The following is a 16,316-nucleotide window of genomic DNA, read 5'->3' on the forward strand; positions in this document are numbered from 1 at the left end:
TCCCACGGATAACCGAGGTCAGTGTTTGGGCTTCACTGGGATGCAACTCCATAAAATGGGCGTTATCTTGTGCCCGTAAGGCTTCGGCGGCCAGCAATGGCGAGCCCGCATATTGTTGAAGTTGCCAGTAAGGCATGATGGTATTGATGTAACGTTGAAGTAAGGCGCTGCGGGGCGTGATACCGGCAAGAGGATCAACCCCCGATTGATATTCCTTATTCTTTTGCATCTGTTCATCGGTAAAAGAATAACACCCTGCGCCTCCATGGGTGTCGAACAAGGTGAAAGGTTTTTCTTTTTTCTTGAGGTGATCGATAACCCCTAACCAGCACAAATGCTTAACCACATCCGCATGATTACCTGCATGAAAGGCATGTTTATAACTTAACACAATAGACCTGACCATCGCTTAAAACGTCATTGTAACGCGCAAATGACTTGGCTGACAGCCTTTGCCACATGTCAGGCAACGGTTACCTCAGGTACATCAGCATCTCACTGGGATTTTGCAGATAGTGACACCATAGATTATTAAATTTCACCATGGTGGCACCATCGATAATGCGATGATCAGCGGACCAGCTAACCTGTAAAATCTGTTTTGCCACCACCCCATTGTGATTATCAAAACGCGGTAACGTCTGCATTTTACCAATGGCGACAATGGCCACTTCCGGCTTGTTGATAATGGGCGTGGCCGTAATCCCCCCTAGCATACCGATATTGGAAATCGTAATGGTGCCCCCTTTCAATGCATCGGCAGGAAGCTTTCCTTCACGCCCCTGTACTAGGGTATTTTGCATTTGCGTGGCAATGTCCAAAAGACTTAAGTCTTGTACCCGTTTTATATTGGGCACTAACAGTCCCACCTGACTGTCGATAGCAAAGCCAATATTATGATCTTCATAAAAATGTACCGATTGACCATCTTCACTTAGTTGGCTGTTAAGAATGGGATACGCGTCTAAGGCAAGGGACAAGGCTTTAACAAAAAAGGGCATAAAGCTCAGTTTTACCTCTTGATTAGCAAATGCCGGTTTAAGGGCATCCCGCAGTGTAATAAGGGCATCCATTTCCACTTCATCACTCACGGTAAAATGGGGGATGGTGTGTGCCGATTCAGCCATTTTTTTGGCCATCATGGCTTGTACGCCCCGTAATGCCACCGTTTTAACCCCAGAATGTGCATCACTTAGCGCGCCATGCTCAACGTTTTGAGTCCTATCCTCATTTGGCTGTGCAGTAACACTAAGAATATCTTGTTTTAAAATACGCCCTTTTTTTCCGCTTCCTGTCATAGAGGCAAGATCTATCTCATGTTCACGGGCAATGCGTCTTACCGCTGGACTAGCCAGTACTTTGCCGGGTGTCGCCACCGCCGGGACAAATTCGCCATCGGTTTGTACTGGCAAAACCTCATCATGGGAGACGTCCCCTTCGGTGAGGTTGTTTTGTGGTTGTTGGGTAACTGCCTGACCAGGTCGCGTTAACGAAAACAATGGGGAATGCACTTTTGCAATATCGCCCTGTTGATAAAATAATTTTGTCACCACACCATCATGCTTGGCAGGAATTTCCACCACAGCCTTGTCGGTCATCACCTCTAATACCACCTGATCTTCTGCCACTGGCTCGCCTTGCTCAACGTGCCATTTCACAATTTCACATTCCACGATACCTTCACCAATATCGGGAAGTTTAAACACCTCTTCCACCGTGGATGTTTCCGATGACGCCGGTTGTTCAGGCAGGCTATTTGGGGTGTTTGCCATCTCACTGCTGTCACTGGTTTTTGACGCTACAGCGGTATCGATGGTGTATAACGGTGAATGCACCTTCGCAATATCCCCTTGGCGATAATGGAGCTTAATAATTCTACCGGCATCCATTGCGGGGATTTGTACTGTCGCTTTATCCGTCATGACTTCGGCCACAGGTTGATCTTCAACTACCTTGTCGCCTTCACTGACCAGCCAGCTTAGTAATTCGCATTCAACGATCCCTTCACCGATGTCGGGCAAAACAAATTCTTTGCTCATGATGATGCCTCTTAATAATGCATGGTACGAAGAATACCTTCGTAAGTTTTAAGTTCATCTGGCATATACTCTGTTTCATGGGCCAGGGGAAACGGCGTATCTAAACCACAAACCCGCAAGATGGGTGACTCAAGATATAAAAAGCATTTATCTTGAATGGTTGCAGCAATTTCACTAGCAAAGCCACCGGTTAAAGGCGCTTCGTGGTTGATTAACAAACGGCCCGTTTTCATGACTGATGTTGCCACCGCCTCAGCATCCCAGGGGGCTATACTGCGTAAATCGATGATCTCGCAGGAAATGCCATCTTCCAACGCCCGTAACGCCGCTTTTTGTACAATTTCCACCTGTGCGCCCCATGCCACCAGGGTAATATCCTTACCTTCTTGTACCATGTCCGCTTTGCCTAACGGCAATTCATAGTCATCTTCGGGAACCTCACACACCGAGGCGCGGTAAAGTCGCTTGGGTTCTAAAAATAAAACCGGATTGTCGTCACGAATCGAGGCCAGCAATAGACCTTTTGCCTGATAAGGGTTACGCGGTACAACAATGCGTAAGCCGGGACAGTGGGCGAAAAAGGCTTCAGGCGATTGACTATGATAATGACCACCGGCAATACCACCGCCATAAGGTGTACGGATTGTTAAGGTGCCACAGGTAAACTGCCCCCCCGAGCGATAGCGAAATTTTGCTGTTTCATTCACGATTTGGTCGAACGCCGGAAAGATATAATCCCCAAATTGAATTTCTGCCACCGCATACGCGCCCTGGCTGGCTAATCCATTGGCAAATCCAATAATGCCTTGTTCAGTAAGTGGCGTATTAAAACAACGTTGTTTGCCAAACTGTTCCTGTAAATGACTGGTTGCACGAAACACGCCGCCAAAATGGCCCACATCCTCACCAAAAACCATCACTTTTTCATTGTCGCTCATGGCGGTGATAAGGGCGTGATTCACCGCTTGAAGAAGGTTCATTTTCGCCATTATTTTAGCCTCCCCGCTGTTTTAGGGTAAGCATCTGGGTATTTTTGGATATGCTTTTTCAGTGCTGAAATTTGTTCTTTTAGGTGCCATGGCACGTGGTCAAAAACATCGGTTACCAAATCATCAATAGGACTAACGGGTTCTTGTTCTGCCTCTTTAAGGGCCGAAAGTACAGTCTGGCGCATCCTATCAAGACGTTTATCCAGATCGTCTTCATCCAGCCAACCTTTGCTTTTTAACCAAGCACTAAAACGAACAATGGGATCTTTTCTTCGCCACTTTTCTTCTTCATCTTTCGAGCGGTATCCACTGGGATCATCTGAGGTGGAGTGTGCCGCCAATCGATAGGTCATGGCTTCAATCAGGACCGGACAGGACTGGCTTAGGGCAATATTACGGGCGTGTTCTGTGGCGGCGTACACAGCTAAGGGATCATTGCCATCGATACGAATGGTTTTTACGCCGTAGCCAATGCCCCGAGATGCAATACCGTCACCGGCAAATTGTTCTTCTGCCGGTGTAGAAATGGCATAGCCATTGTTGCGACAAAAGAAGATCACCGGACACGATAATACAGCGGCCATATTTAAACCGGCATGAAAGTCCCCTTCTGAGGCAGCGCCTTCACCGAAATAGCATAAGGTAATGGCATCAATGCCCGCCATCTTTTGGCCATAGGCATAGCCTGCTGCCTGGGGGATCTGGGTGGCTAAGGGCGAAGAAATAGTCATAAAATTCAGCTTTCTATCACCGTAGTGGATAGGCATTTGACGACCTTTATTAGGATCATGGTAATTGCTGAACATTTGATCCATAAATTGTCGAGGGGAATATCCCCGCCATGCCAGCGCACCCTGCTCCCGATATTGACTCATTATCATGTCTTTATCGGATAGCGCTGCCGCACTGGCTACCGATGCGGCTTCTTCCCCAGTGGATGCCAGATAAAAGCTAATGCGGCCTTGCCGTTGAGCACTCACCATTCGCTCATCTAACACCCGGGTAAACTGCATAACTTCTAGCATTCGACGTGCTGTTGATTCATCAATATTCGGTGGGCAATCACCTTGGATCTCACCTTGTGGTGACAAAATTTGAAGCATGGGAATATCAATCAGACCATTTTCAATAACATGAACCTGATGTGTGGTGGTAACACGGGCGAGATGATTTCTGTTCTGCACAACAAACCCCTTTGACAATATGACTTGTCACCTTAAGTAGATGCATTCCATGCTAAAGCTTTCTGCTGGGAAGGGTGTTGCTAAAAAAGGCACGTTGGCAAGAAATATGGGATGTTTGTTTTACGTTAAATGCTAAATTCGATATCTTTATCCTAGCGAAATAACATTATATTTATATATTGCGCCATTATTGTTAACATATGCCCTACCTGTATAAAAGTCAGGTCATTTTTTGTGTATCAATCCTGATTGTTATATCTATTTTAGGGTAAACTACGTCGCCCTATTTGCCCATATTGAATCTGTAGCAGGAACACAGAGTTGAAATCAAACCCGTCCCCCATCGCGTCTATCAAGTACATCATTAATTTACTCGGCCCTGGCATTTTAATGGCCACCGCCGCCATTGGCGGCAGTCATCTTGTAGCCTCCACACAAGCTGGGGCGCAATATGGTTGGCAGCTGGCATTGCTGGTGCTTTTGGTGAATATTTTAAAATACCCCTTTTTCCGCGCTGCTGTCACCTATACCTTGAGCACGGGGGAAACCTTGCAACACGGATACATGCAGTTAGGCAAACCCTATTTGTTGCTCGCTCTAGGCCTTAATGCCATAGCGGCGGTGGTTAATGCGGCGGCCTTGTTGATGTTTGCCGCCAGTTTACTGAGTTATTTTATTCCTATTGCTATACCCATTCCCATCATGGCCGGCATTATTCTCGCTATCATCTTATTCATTTTATTAGCAGGCCATTATCAAGCCCTTGATACCGTATCTAAGATCATCATGATCGTGTTGGTCATCGCCACGGTAACGGCAGCTATCGTCGCGTGGCAAAACGGGCCGGTGGCCGCCCCCACTTACGTAAGTCCTTCCCCTTGGACCATGGCCGCCATTGGTTTTCTGGTCGTAACCATGGGCTGGATGCCAGCGCCCATTGAAATTTCGGGTATCACCTCCCTTTGGCTAAAACGACAACGGCAAACAAAATCGGTCACGGCCCGTTCTGCGCTGTTTGATTTTAATTTGGGTTACATTACCACCATGCTACTTGCGCTGGTTTTTCTTGCCCTTGGCGCCTTGGTATTACATGGCAGTGGCGAAAAACTGGCCACCGGCGGGATTGGCTTCTCTAAGCAACTGGTTGATTTGTATGCCCACACCATCGGCGAATGGGCACGGGGATTAATCGCAATTATTGCCTTTTTATGTATTTTTGGTTCTGCGCTTACGGTTTATGACGGCTATTCACGGGCCGTTGCCGAAGGCATTATGTTATTAAGAGGAAAAAGCGATACCCCAGGAAAGGTCTTTTTGATGACCTTGTGCACTGTAGCTGCGGTCAGCTTTATCATCGTGTTGTTTTTTAAATCAGCCCTGCTTGCCATGTTAGGTTTTGCCATGACACTGGCCTTTATGACGACGCCGGTGTTTGCTTGGTTGAATCATAAACTGGTGAATACTGGGCACGTAAGTGAACAGTTTAAATCGGGTAAATGGCTTACCACAATCAGCTACTTAGGGTTATTGTACTTATTTGGCTTTTTGTTTTTATTTGTTATTTGGAAGTGGTTTTTGTAGTCAACGGCCTTAGGTCAATTGCGATCTTTTACTGGCCTTACACTAAAACCAAAAAAGGGTACGCAAAGCGTACCCTTTTTTATTACAAAAATGATTACTTAGATAGGGCGCTATCTAGTTCTTCAATTTTCGCTTTCCAAATTGCTGGCCCTGTTTTATGGGCGTTGGCACCAGTACTATCCACCGCTACGGTAACCGGCATATCTTCCACTTCAAATTCATAAATGGCTTCCATACCCAGATCTTCAAAGGCGACCACGCGGGCTTTTTTGATTGCTTTGGATACTAAGTATGCAGCGCCACCCACGGCCATCAAATACACTGATTTGTGCTTCGCGATGGACTCAACGGTGGCCGGTCCACGTTCTGCTTTACCAATCATGCCGGCAATACCGGTTTTTTCCAGCATCATATCGGTAAATTTATCCATGCGCGTAGCGGTAGTTGGCCCGGCAGGGCCTACCACTTCGTCGTCGACTGCATCAACGGGGCCAACGTAATAAATAAACTTACCGTTTAAATCCACACCTTTAGGCAAGCCTTCGCCATTTTCCAGCATGGTTTGAATACGTTTATGCGCAGCGTCACGCCCGGTCAGCATTTTACCGGAGAGTAAAACCGTCTCGCCTACTTTCCATTCCTGAATATCTTCTTTGGTGACTTCATCCATATTTACGCGACGGGTATTTTCGCTTACTTCCCAGGTGACTTCTGGCCATTCTTCTAATTTAGGCGCTTTTAAATCTGCCGGTCCGCTACCGTCGAGGTAAAAATGGGCATGGCGGGTTGCTGCACAGTTGGGGATCATAGTTACAGGTTTAGAGGCAGCGTGTGTAGGAACCGATTTGATTTTAACATCCACAACGGTGGTTAATCCCCCTAACCCCTGTGCACCGATACCCAATTTATTCACGGCGTTGAATATATCGACTCGGAGTTTTTCATCGGTAGTTTGCGGGCCCCGATCAATGAGTTCTTGAATATCCACCGGATCCATTAAACTTTCTTTGGCTAATACCGCGGATTTTTCTGCGGTACCACCAATGCCTAACCCAAGCATACCTGGCGGACACCAGCCTGCCCCCATAGTCGGTAAGGTTTTCACCACCCATTCCACAATATCGTCCGAAGGGTTGAGCATCACCATTTTGGATTTATTTTCTGAACCGCCACCTTTGGCCGCGATCATCACTTCAATTTTGTCACCCGGTACCATATCGATATGGACCACAGACGGGGTGTTGTCTTTGGTATTTTTACGGGCACCGGCGGGATCTTCAACAATGGAAGCCCGTAAAGGGTTGTCAGGATTCGTATACGCGCGACGAGTACCTTCATCCACCATTTGCTGTACCGTCATGTCGGTTTTATCCCAGGTCACACCCATTCCGATTTTAACAAAGCAGGTTACGATCCCCGTGTCCTGACATAGCGGACGTTTGCCTTCGGCGGACATGCGGGAGTTGATGAGAATTTGCGCCATGGCGTCTTTTGCGGCCTGGCTTTGCTCTTTCAAATAAGCTTTTTCAACCGCTTTTACGTAATCTAGGGGATGATAGTAAGAAATGAATTGCAGCGCATCTTCTATGCTATCGATAAAGTCTTGTTGACAAATAACGGTCATGGCGTCCTCTTTTCTTATAGCCTTTGTGGTGTTAAGGAATGGAAAAAGCGTATACTAGCGCATCTTCAGATAGTGCACCACGCTTTACATGTGCGACTTTGGTGTCACTTGTAACATTTGATTATAAAGACTTTTGCTGTTCGCAGGTAACCATTTTCGTATGTATTCACCCCAATCGACAACACTGCTTATCGAAACCGTTAATTCTGAATTACCGTTTTCGACCCTCTTTTCCCGTGTTGCCCATCAACCCTACGCATTATTATTTGACTCTGCCGGAGAATATGGCGAACTCGGTCGATTCAAGATAATGGTGTGGGATCCCGTTTTATGTATTGAGTCCCGTGGTGGTAAAACTATTTTGGTTGATCATAAAAACCACACGGAACAACATCTTGATATTGCGCCCTTTGCCGCAGTAAAACAGTGTCAGCTAGCGGCATTTAGTGCCCTAACAATTAAGTCGGATATTGTTGATGAGATTATTCAAACCTTACCGTTTCTCATCGGCAGCGCTGGCTTAGCAGGATACGATACCGGACGATTCTATGAACGACTGCCACAACAGGCCGAAGATGACTATCAATGTCCTGATTTTGCCGTGGGCTTGTATGAACAAGCCTTGATCCAAGATACGAAAACCGGTGTGCTGTACAACTGTCGGCTGTCTCACCGCCCCCCATTTTTGCCATCGCACGCCCCAGTCTATGAGCCTGTCACACCGTTTTCTCTTACCTCTTCATGGCAAGCAAACTTATCGAAACAAGACTATATCCAGGCACTTGAGAAAATTCATCAGTATTTGCGGGCCGGGGATTGTTATCAGGTAAATATGGCACAACGTTTTAGTGCCCAATATCACGGGGATGAATGGCAGGCCTTTCAATTGTTAAGCGAGGCAAACGGAGCCCCTTTTTCTGCCTTTATGCGTTTACCGGACGCATGTATATTAAGTATTTCACCAGAACGCTTTATTGCCGTACGGAATGGCAAGGTGGAAACCCGTCCCATCAAGGGCACACGCCCCCGTAGTGATGATAAAGAAGCAGACCAATTGCGTGCCCAATCGTTGCTTGCAGCAGAAAAAGATCGCGCTGAAAATCTCATGATTGTTGACTTACTGCGCAATGATCTCAGTAAACACTGTCAACCCCATACGGTAAAAGTACCGGCCTTATTCGCCCTTGAAAGTTACGCCGCAGTGCACCATATGGTAAGTACGGTAACCGGCGAACTCGAAGTCAATAGCTGTCCGTTAGATCTCATGGCAGGGGCATTTCCGGGGGGATCCATTACCGGTGCGCCGAAAATTAGAGCCATGGAAATCATTGAGGAACTCGAGCCTCATCGGCGCAATGTTTATTGTGGTAGTTTGTTTTATTATGGCTTTCGTCAGGATATGGATTCCAGCATCCTTATTCGAACACTGCTTGCCGAAAACGGCACCCTCCATTGCTGGGCCGGCGGCGGGATCGTGCTGGACTCCGATCCCATTGAAGAATATCAGGAGACATTAGATAAAGTGGCTAGAATTCTACCATTGCTTGAGAGATTGCCATGACCAAAAATGAATTTCTTCAGCGTTTTCATCATATCCGCTACGTACGTCTTGAGGCCGATTTTCCCTTTCATGCAACAAACCGCAGTGCGGCTGTACTGGTACCTCTTATCGACTATCCACAAGGTTTACAGGTACTCCTTACCCAGCGCGCCAAACATTTGCGTCATCACCCTGGAGAAATCAGTTTTCCCGGTGGCGGTGAAGAAAAGCATGACGCGTCTTTAATTGAAACCGCCCTGCGGGAAACGGAAGAAGAGGTGGGAATAAATAGAGAACATGTACACGTTGTCGGTGCCCTGCCGGCGTATCGCACCATCAGTGGCTTTTCCATGACGCCGGTCATTGGGTTAGTAAAACCCGGCTTAGCGTTAACCTTGGATAAAAATGAAGTGGAATCGGCCTTTGAAGTACCGCTATCTTTTTTAATGGATAAACGTAATCATTTGGTTCACTATCCCTCTCACAGACAACATCCTCATCCTATATTTTTTATGCCTTGGCAGGACAAAATGATTTGGGGCGCCACCGCTGCAATTATTCGAAATTTATCACATCATTTGGCTAACCCCAGCGCTTCTGCTTACTTAAGGGATTGATACACCGATAGGATCTCCCTATGGACAGTCTGGAGTGTTGTTCATGCCCAACTATTAGCATTCTTTATTGGCGTATTAGCATTTCTAAATTGTAGTTAGGACGTTTCCTATGCATGATCGCCGCTGTTATACCCATAGAATAGTCCGATGTGCTTTACATTAAGCTTTGCAATGCGACGTTATGAGCCATACTCATAACTATGGGGTGACATCCTGAGTATCTTTGCGGTTCACACAATAATAAGAGTATAGAATCTAATGATCAGTGTTTTTGATATGTTTAGCGTTGGAATTGGCCCTTCAAGTTCCCATACCGTGGGACCTATGCGTGCCGGCGCAGAATTTGCTGCATCCTTAGCGGACACCCATCAACTTGAGCAAGTAAAGACGGTACGTGTTGCGTTATTTGGTTCACTGGGTCAAACCGGTAAAGGCCATGGTACAGGCAAAGCGGTGATCCTTGGCCTATTGGGCGAACACCCGGAAACCGTGGATATCGATAAGATAGAAGACGCTCTCGAAGAGGTGGATGTAAGTCAGCAACTTCGCCTTAACGGTTCACAAACCATCCAATTTCCAAACAAAAATGCCATTGTTTTTCATCGCCGAAAAACCTTACCGAAACATGCCAATGCCCTTACGTTTTATGCCTATGCCAACGACGAGAAATTACTGTGCAGTCAAACCTATTACAGTATCGGCGGCGGGTTTATCATCAAAGATGAAGACTTTGATGCGGCGAAAACACTGGCGATGACAAATCCGGTTTCTGTGCCCTTCCCTTATAAAACCGCCGAAGAGCTTTGTCAGCAGTGCGATACCCACGGCTTACGTACCAGTTCTTTGATGTTAAAAAATGAAAGTACCTTGCATCCTGTGGCTGAAGTTAAGCGTAAACTTTTTGATATTTGGCTCACCATGAAAGCCTGTATTGAGCGGGGCATTGAAAATGAAGGGATCTTACCGGGAGGACTTAAGGTCGTTCGTCGGGCGCCGGGGTTATACCGACGTTTACAGTCCGAACGTTCTGCGGATCCCATGCAGACCATGGACTGGGTAAACCTGTTTGCCCTCGCAGTGAATGAAGAAAACGCAGCGGGTGGGCGGGTTGTAACCGCACCCACTAACGGTGCTGCAGGCATCATTCCAGCCGTTATGGCCTATTTTGACAAATTTATCCGTCCCATGGACGAAGAAACCGCAGCCCGCTTTTTACTTACGGCAGGTGCAATTGGTATTTTGTATAAAGAAAATGCGTCTATTTCTGGTGCCGAAGTGGGCTGCCAAGGCGAAGTCGGTGTCGCCTGCTCTATGGCGGCTGGGGCATTAGCTGAAATCATGGGCGGTACGGTTTCAACGGTGGAAAATGCCGCAGAAATTGGCATGGAACACAACTTGGGGTTGACCTGCGATCCTGTAGGCGGCTTGGTTCAGGTTCCCTGTATTGAACGTAACGCCATGGGGGCGATAAAGGCAATTAACGCGAGCCGTTTGGCACTGCGTGGCTCCGGCGAACACAAAGTGTCTTTAGACAAGGTCATTAAAACCATGCGTGATACCGGTAACGATATGAAAACCAAATATAAAGAAACTGCCAGAGGGGGTTTGGCAGTCAATATTATTGAATGTTAAATGGTCCTCGCCGGATCACTTAACCGGCAGGGTTATGCCACGAAACATTTTTTCCACTTCATCGTTGTTTTTCAGCATCATTGCCTTTTCCACTTTGTCTTTGGTTAAGTGGGGCGCAAAACGTTCAATAAAGTCGAACATATAGGTTCGTAAAAACGAGCCTTTTCTAAAGCCAATTTTGGTAGTGCTGTAATCAAACAGGTGAGATGCATCGATTTTAACAAGATCATCGTCAAGCTCGTCACTCACCGCCATAGACGCAATCACACCAATACCCACGCCTAATCTTACGTATGTTTTGATCACATCGGCATCGGTTGCTGTAAACACGATTTTCGGTGTTAACCCTGCCCGTTCAAAGGCTTGATCTAATTCTGAACGTCCGGTAAACCCAAATACATAAGTCACCAAAGGATATTGGGCAATGTCCGCAATATCAATGGAGCCTTTTTTTGATAAAGGGTGATCTTTGTTCACAATCACACTGCGATTCCAGTGGTAACAGGGCAACATGACCAAATCGTTATAAAGATGCAAAGCCTCGGTGGCAATGGCAAAATCCGCTTCACCCTTTGCCGCTAAATCAGAAATTTGTGACGGCGTCCCCTGATGCATATGTAAAGACACTTTCGGGTATTTGTTCATAAACCCCTGAATAACGTCCGGTAATGCATAACGGGCTTGCGTGTGAGTGGTAGCAATATTAAGCTTACCTTGATCCGGTAACGTATGTTCGCGGGCAACAGATTTAATGCTCTCAACCTTTGCAAGAATTTGTCGGGCGATATTGATCACATCGGCACCCGCATCGGTAACGTGGGTTAGATGCTTGCCACTGCGACCGAATATCTGCACGCCAAGTTCGTCTTCTAGCATGCGAACTTGCTTGCTTATCCCAGGTTGTGAGGTGAAAAGACTTTCTGCAGTAGCGGATACATTAAGGTTGTTGTTTTGCACTTCTACTATATAGCGAAGTTGCTGTAGTTTCATTCTTCTGTCCCTCACCGGCTGGAACTTTTTTATTAACTGACTAACGTTATAACTAAAACCAACGATTATTGCTATAGTCGATTTAGTTATAGTGACAGATTAAAACATAAAAAGACCAGCGTTTGTTGGGGTTTTACGGCTTGTTTTCAATAACAAGGCTATGGCAACCAAAATTAAACTGAATTTTTAAAAGAGCAGAAATTTCATGGCTGACAATATTCCTTCTCATACTATCGACTTCTCTTCAGTGCTTGCTGCTGCTGTACATGATATGAAAAATTCCCTCTGCTTACTCATTCAATCTATCGAATCCTTAACAGAACAAATTCCACCGGATAACAGCGGTGCCATAGAACAAGTGGCAAATGTACATTACGAAGCCAGTCGCCTTAATACCAACCTGGTGCAAATCCTGTCGCTGTATCGCGCCGAACTTAATAAATTACCCATCACGGTGGATGAGTGTTTTGTTGACGACCTGTTTGAAGATGTCCTTTCCTCCGTCCGTATTTACAGCGAACAAAAACAGCTTAAAGTGACTTCCTGTATTGATGGCGTCATCAGCTGGTATTTAGATCGGGAACTGATTTTTTTACTGGTAAACGACGTGGTGATCAATGCCATGCGTTATGGCACATCTCGCCTTCATATTACCGCAGAAGTTAAAGACGAGTTTCTTGTGCTGCGTGTAGAAGACGATGGTCCGGGTTATCCGCCGGTAATGCTAGAAAGAAGCACAGAAGATTTAAGTGATTTTCATGTGAGTCAGGGGCGCACCGGACTGGGACTGTATTTTGCGCGCCTGATTGCCACTGCACACAGTAAAGGGACGCGAATCGGCGAGATTTCATTAAGTAATGGTGGTACGCTAGGGGGCAGTGTTTTTGAAGTAAGATTGCCTTAATAATCATCGTATTCAGTCGATAAAGGCAACGTAGTAACTTAAATGGAACCCTCGTATATATGTTTACCATAATAATAATACTGATTGTGGTGCTCATTGTTGCTGCCATTATTATTAACGCTTGGCAGCAACACCGTGCAAAACAAGAAGCAGATCGTCGTCTTGAAATCTCCAAGCATAGAAACATCATCGATGATACTGAAAAAGTCATTATGGCCTGCGTAAGTATGCCCATTTCCGAGCGATTGATGAGCATTTTACACGGCCGAGTCCTTGGTGCATTAAATACCCTTAACGAATTAGGTGCAGGAAATGCAAGTATCAAGCAACGGATCCTTGATGCAGAAAAAAATATCGCCAGTGCAGATGGTGGGAATTCTGCCTCGTTAAGCCAGTTTTCTTTACCGGATAATGACAAGCTGATTATCCAGTATATTCAAGCGGTGAAAAAGCTTCGGATATTACTTCGTTCAGAGCATTCTAAAGGTAAGATAACCAGTAGAACCTTTGCCGAAGAAGATAAACTACTGGAAAAATTGCAGCTCAAAGTCAATGTGGAAACCTTGGTAAAACGTGGCCGAAGTGCGATGCAATCTGAAATGCTAGGTTCTGCACGACAATATTTCGAAAAAGCCATCACCGCCCTAGATAGTCATCCTGAACCGGATGAATATATTCGTAGTCGCTCCAAAGCATTAAAAGAGTGGTTAAAAGCCATTCAAGAAGATTTAAAGCAATCCAATGCAGCGGATCGGGCACGAAAACAAGAAGAAGAACGGGACGAATTAGACGAGTTATTTGCACCCAAGAAAAAATGGTGATCATATAACAGGCTTTGTGTGACAGACCGCTAGCAGGTCTGTTTTCGTCCCTGTGTGATCAAAGCCAATTTAGGCTTTGCTCTTTTCTATGCATAACGCCCAAAATTCTTCCGCCGCCACAGAAAGTCCGCCCCGCTGGCTACGTATAACCCCCACAGATTTAGACAAGGGGTTGTTTTGAATAGGTTTACATATCAACCCCTTCATGGTCATTTGACGCTTACACAATGAGGGCACCACAGAGATCCCCATCTTTTGAGAAATAAACTGGCCCACCGAACCTAACTGGCCGGTCTCAGCAATAATCTTTAGCTGCCCTCGCCCTTCGGCAGCGGCCTCCGTCCAGCGACGAACCGCAGAACCTCTGTTCATGGCGATAAAGGGGTGAATGAGTAATGATGTCCAGGGAATACTGGGGATCTCCGCCAAGGGATGACCAGGATAAACCACAGCAACAAAATCATCTTGAAAAAGGGGGGTATAACATAAGCCATCTTTTATTTCAGGCTCAAAGGTAAAACCTAATTCAGCATTACCATTTAATACATTCTCAATGGTGGATTCCATCACCACATCCAATACCCGAATACGGATATTGGGAAATTGACTGTGATAGGTATTTAACAAACCGGGCAATCTGCTTTCTGCAAATGAGGGCATGGCGGATACGGTAAGCTTGCCTTGTTTCATTGCAAATAAATTTTGCATATCATGACAAGCTTCATCCCACTCGTTCATTAAACGTTTTGCTTTAGGCAAAAGAATTTGGCCTTCGGGGGTCAAAGACACTCTGCGGGTACTTCGACTAAACAGTTTACCGCCGAGTTGTTCTTCCATTTTCTTAATGGAACTGGACAACGCCGGTTGGGTTAAATGCAGCTTTTCTGCGGCTTCTGCAAAGGTGGCTGACTCTGCTACGCAGATAAAAGCCTGCATGTTTCGATACGATACTGCCATAACATCAAATAATTTTATTAATATTGATATAAAATTAATTTTACAAAAATTTTTCCTTCACGGATACTCTTTTCTGACCAATAAAACATGAACAGGAGATTCATATGTCAGGTTTCGATAAAGTCGTTACCAGTTATGAAGCAGCATTAGACGGTTTATCTGATGATATGACCATTGTCGCTGGCGGGTTTGGCTTGTGCGGCATTCCGGAAGGCTTAATTGCGCAAATAAAAACACTGGGCGTAAGCGGCCTGACAGTTGTATCGAATAACTGTGGTGTCGACGGGTTTGGTTTGGGGGTTTTACTTGAAGATCGCCAAGTTAAAAAAATGATTTCATCCTATGTGGGTGAAAATGCGTTATTTGAAAAACAACTGTTAGATGGCGAATTAGAAGTGGAACTCACACCACAAGGTACGCTGGCTGAAAAGCTCCGTGCCGGCGGTGCAGGTATACCGGCCTTTTTCACCGCAACCGGTTACGGCACACCTGTAGGTGAAGGCAAAGAGGTGAAAACCTTTAACGGCCGTCCGTACATCTTAGAAGAATCCATCACCGGTGATTTCGCTATTGTTAAAGCATGGAAAGCAGACCGATACGGTAACTGCATCTACCGCCATACAGCGCAGAATTTTAATCCTATGGTAGCAACGGCGGGTAAAATTACCGTGGTTGAAGTGGAAGAAATTGTAGAACCCGGTGAATTACCCCCTGAACAAATTCATACGCCAGGGATCTACGTAGACCGTGTTATCAAAGGCACCTTTGAAAAGCGCATTGAACGAAAAGTTACAGCGAAACAGGAGGCGTAATCATGGCGTTAACCAGAGACCAAATCGCAATGCGTGTTGCCCAAGAATTTCAGGACGGCAATTATGTTAACTTGGGTATTGGTATCCCCACCCTGGCTGCAAACTACGTACCCGAAGGAATTGAGGTTATGCTGCAATCAGAAAACGGCTTGCTAGGCATGGGCCGCTATCCCACAGAAGAAGAAGTGGATGCAGACATGATCAATGCCGGCAAAGAAACCGTTACCGCCATTACGGGCGCATCCATATTCAGTTCAGCGGAAAGTTTTGCCATGATCCGTGGCGGTCATGTGGATTTCACGGTTTTAGGTGCATTTGAAGTGGATGTACAAGGGAACATCGCCAGCTGGATGATCCCAGGTAAATTAATCAAGGGCATGGGCGGCGCCATGGATCTTGTGGCCGGTGCAAAAAATATTATTGTCACCATGACCCACGCTGATAAACGGGGTAACTCCAAATTGTTACAGTCATGCACATTGCCCTTAACTGGCGTAAATTGCATTACCCGTATCATTACCGATTTAGCCGTACTTGAAGTTGAAGATGGCGCTTTCCATCTTCAAGAACGTGCACCGGGTGTCACTGTGGAAGAAATCCAACAGAAAACTGCCGGAAAACTGGTT

At 46.0% G+C, this 16,316-nt stretch carries 15 protein-coding genes; 8 read left to right on the forward strand and 7 right to left on the reverse strand.

Annotated features, from left to right (window positions below; all coding sequences use genetic code 11):
* The 4 genes from rlmJ to V5298_RS15515 all read right to left on the reverse strand — a co-directional run.
* On the reverse strand, window positions 1–391 hold a 391-nt coding region (gene rlmJ / locus V5298_RS15500), incomplete at its 3' end, for a 23S rRNA (adenine(2030)-N(6))-methyltransferase RlmJ (protein ID WP_332932352.1).
* An 82-nt stretch (window positions 392–473) separates the two neighbouring features.
* Window positions 474–2,039, reverse strand: a complete 1,566-nt coding sequence (locus tag V5298_RS15505) for a dihydrolipoyllysine-residue acetyltransferase (RefSeq protein ID WP_332932353.1) — start codon at window positions 2,037–2,039, stop codon at window positions 474–476.
* Between the two features lie 11 nt (window positions 2,040–2,050).
* Window positions 2,051–3,028, reverse strand: coding sequence for an alpha-ketoacid dehydrogenase subunit beta (locus tag V5298_RS15510; RefSeq protein ID WP_332932354.1), 978 nt, complete (start codon window positions 3,026–3,028; stop codon window positions 2,051–2,053).
* Window positions 3,028–4,212: a thiamine pyrophosphate-dependent dehydrogenase E1 component subunit alpha gene (locus tag V5298_RS15515; RefSeq protein ID WP_332932355.1), complete on the reverse strand. Its 1,185-nt coding sequence runs from the start codon at window positions 4,210–4,212 to the stop codon at window positions 3,028–3,030. Before V5298_RS15515 ends, V5298_RS15510 begins: the two co-directional genes overlap by 1 nt.
* Before the next feature lie 390 nt (window positions 4,213–4,602).
* Between V5298_RS15515 and V5298_RS15520 the strand changes: the two genes are divergently transcribed.
* Window positions 4,603–5,793: a divalent metal cation transporter gene (locus V5298_RS15520; protein ID WP_332932366.1), complete on the forward strand. Its 1,191-nt coding sequence runs from the start codon at window positions 4,603–4,605 to the stop codon at window positions 5,791–5,793.
* 94 nt (window positions 5,794–5,887) lie between these two features.
* Here V5298_RS15520 and V5298_RS15525 read toward each other — a convergent pair whose 3' ends face one another.
* On the reverse strand, window positions 5,888–7,417 hold the full coding sequence (locus V5298_RS15525; protein WP_332932356.1) for a fumarate hydratase: 1,530 nt from the start codon (window positions 7,415–7,417) through the stop codon (window positions 5,888–5,890).
* 160 nt (window positions 7,418–7,577) lie between these two features.
* Here V5298_RS15525 and pabB point away from each other — a divergent pair, with 160 nt between their 5' ends.
* From pabB to V5298_RS15540, 3 genes are all read left to right on the forward strand, one after another.
* Window positions 7,578–8,978 carry an aminodeoxychorismate synthase component I gene (pabB, locus tag V5298_RS15530; protein ID WP_332932357.1) on the forward strand — a complete coding sequence of 467 codons (1,401 nt, stop codon included), beginning with the start codon at window positions 7,578–7,580 and terminating at the stop codon, window positions 8,976–8,978.
* The gene (locus V5298_RS15535; RefSeq protein ID WP_332932358.1) at window positions 8,975–9,574 is read left to right on the forward strand and encodes a CoA pyrophosphatase; all 600 of its coding nucleotides are present in this window, start codon (window positions 8,975–8,977) and stop codon (window positions 9,572–9,574) included. Before pabB ends, V5298_RS15535 begins: the two co-directional genes overlap by 4 nt.
* A gap of 258 nt (window positions 9,575–9,832) precedes the next feature.
* On the forward strand, window positions 9,833–11,206 hold the full coding sequence (locus V5298_RS15540; RefSeq protein WP_332932359.1) for an L-serine ammonia-lyase: 1,374 nt from the start codon (window positions 9,833–9,835) through the stop codon (window positions 11,204–11,206).
* A gap of 15 nt (window positions 11,207–11,221) precedes the next feature.
* Here the strand turns inward: V5298_RS15540 and cysB are convergent, their stop codons facing one another.
* On the reverse strand, window positions 11,222–12,196 hold the full coding sequence (gene cysB / locus V5298_RS15545) for an HTH-type transcriptional regulator CysB (RefSeq protein ID WP_332932360.1): 975 nt from the start codon (window positions 12,194–12,196) through the stop codon (window positions 11,222–11,224).
* 205 nt (window positions 12,197–12,401) lie between these two features.
* Here cysB and V5298_RS15550 point away from each other — a divergent pair, with 205 nt between their 5' ends.
* Together V5298_RS15550 and V5298_RS15555 are read left to right on the forward strand one after the other, a co-directional pair.
* Window positions 12,402–13,100: a HAMP domain-containing sensor histidine kinase gene (locus tag V5298_RS15550; protein ID WP_332932361.1), complete on the forward strand. Its 699-nt coding sequence runs from the start codon at window positions 12,402–12,404 to the stop codon at window positions 13,098–13,100.
* A gap of 59 nt (window positions 13,101–13,159) precedes the next feature.
* Entirely contained in the window at window positions 13,160–13,921 is a 762-nt protein-coding gene (locus V5298_RS15555; RefSeq protein ID WP_332932362.1) for a hypothetical protein, read from the forward strand.
* A gap of 69 nt (window positions 13,922–13,990) precedes the next feature.
* Here V5298_RS15555 and V5298_RS15560 read toward each other — a convergent pair whose 3' ends face one another.
* Window positions 13,991–14,878, reverse strand: coding sequence for a LysR family transcriptional regulator (locus tag V5298_RS15560; protein WP_332932363.1), 888 nt, complete (start codon window positions 14,876–14,878; stop codon window positions 13,991–13,993).
* Between the two features lie 104 nt (window positions 14,879–14,982).
* Here V5298_RS15560 and V5298_RS15565 point away from each other — a divergent pair, with 104 nt between their 5' ends.
* Together V5298_RS15565 and V5298_RS15570 are read left to right on the forward strand one after the other, a co-directional pair.
* Complete coding sequence (locus tag V5298_RS15565) at window positions 14,983–15,690, forward strand: CoA transferase subunit A (RefSeq protein WP_332932364.1); 708 nt, start codon at window positions 14,983–14,985, stop codon at window positions 15,688–15,690.
* A 2-nt stretch (window positions 15,691–15,692) separates the two neighbouring features.
* Window positions 15,693–16,316: CoA transferase subunit B (locus tag V5298_RS15570; protein WP_332932365.1), on the forward strand; the 624-nt coding region annotated here is incomplete at its 3' end.

The sequence above is a fragment of the Alteromonas sp. 14N.309.X.WAT.G.H12 genome (assembly GCF_036697315.1).
Lineage (GTDB): Bacteria > Pseudomonadota > Gammaproteobacteria > Enterobacterales > Alteromonadaceae > Alteromonas.

Coding starts and splice junctions, on each gene's coding strand:
- pabB (WP_332932357.1), top strand. CDS start 7,578: ATGTATTCACCCCAATCGACAACACTGCTTATCGAAACCGTTAATTCT.
- V5298_RS15565 (WP_332932364.1), top strand. CDS start 14,983: ATGTCAGGTTTCGATAAAGTCGTTACCAGTTATGAAGCAGCATTAGAC.
- V5298_RS15555 (WP_332932362.1), top strand. CDS start 13,160: ATGTTTACCATAATAATAATACTGATTGTGGTGCTCATTGTTGCTGCC.
- V5298_RS15525 (WP_332932356.1), bottom strand. CDS start 7,417: ATGACCGTTATTTGTCAACAAGACTTTATCGATAGCATAGAAGATGCG.
- V5298_RS15535 (WP_332932358.1), top strand. CDS start 8,975: ATGACCAAAAATGAATTTCTTCAGCGTTTTCATCATATCCGCTACGTA.
- V5298_RS15540 (WP_332932359.1), top strand. CDS start 9,833: ATGATCAGTGTTTTTGATATGTTTAGCGTTGGAATTGGCCCTTCAAGT.
- cysB (WP_332932360.1), bottom strand. CDS start 12,196: ATGAAACTACAGCAACTTCGCTATATAGTAGAAGTGCAAAACAACAAC.
- V5298_RS15520 (WP_332932366.1), top strand. CDS start 4,603: ATGGCCACCGCCGCCATTGGCGGCAGTCATCTTGTAGCCTCCACACAA.
- V5298_RS15560 (WP_332932363.1), bottom strand. CDS start 14,878: ATGGCAGTATCGTATCGAAACATGCAGGCTTTTATCTGCGTAGCAGAG.
- V5298_RS15550 (WP_332932361.1), top strand. CDS start 12,402: ATGGCTGACAATATTCCTTCTCATACTATCGACTTCTCTTCAGTGCTT.
- V5298_RS15505 (WP_332932353.1), bottom strand. CDS start 2,039: ATGAGCAAAGAATTTGTTTTGCCCGACATCGGTGAAGGGATCGTTGAA.
- V5298_RS15510 (WP_332932354.1), bottom strand. CDS start 3,028: ATGGCGAAAATGAACCTTCTTCAAGCGGTGAATCACGCCCTTATCACC.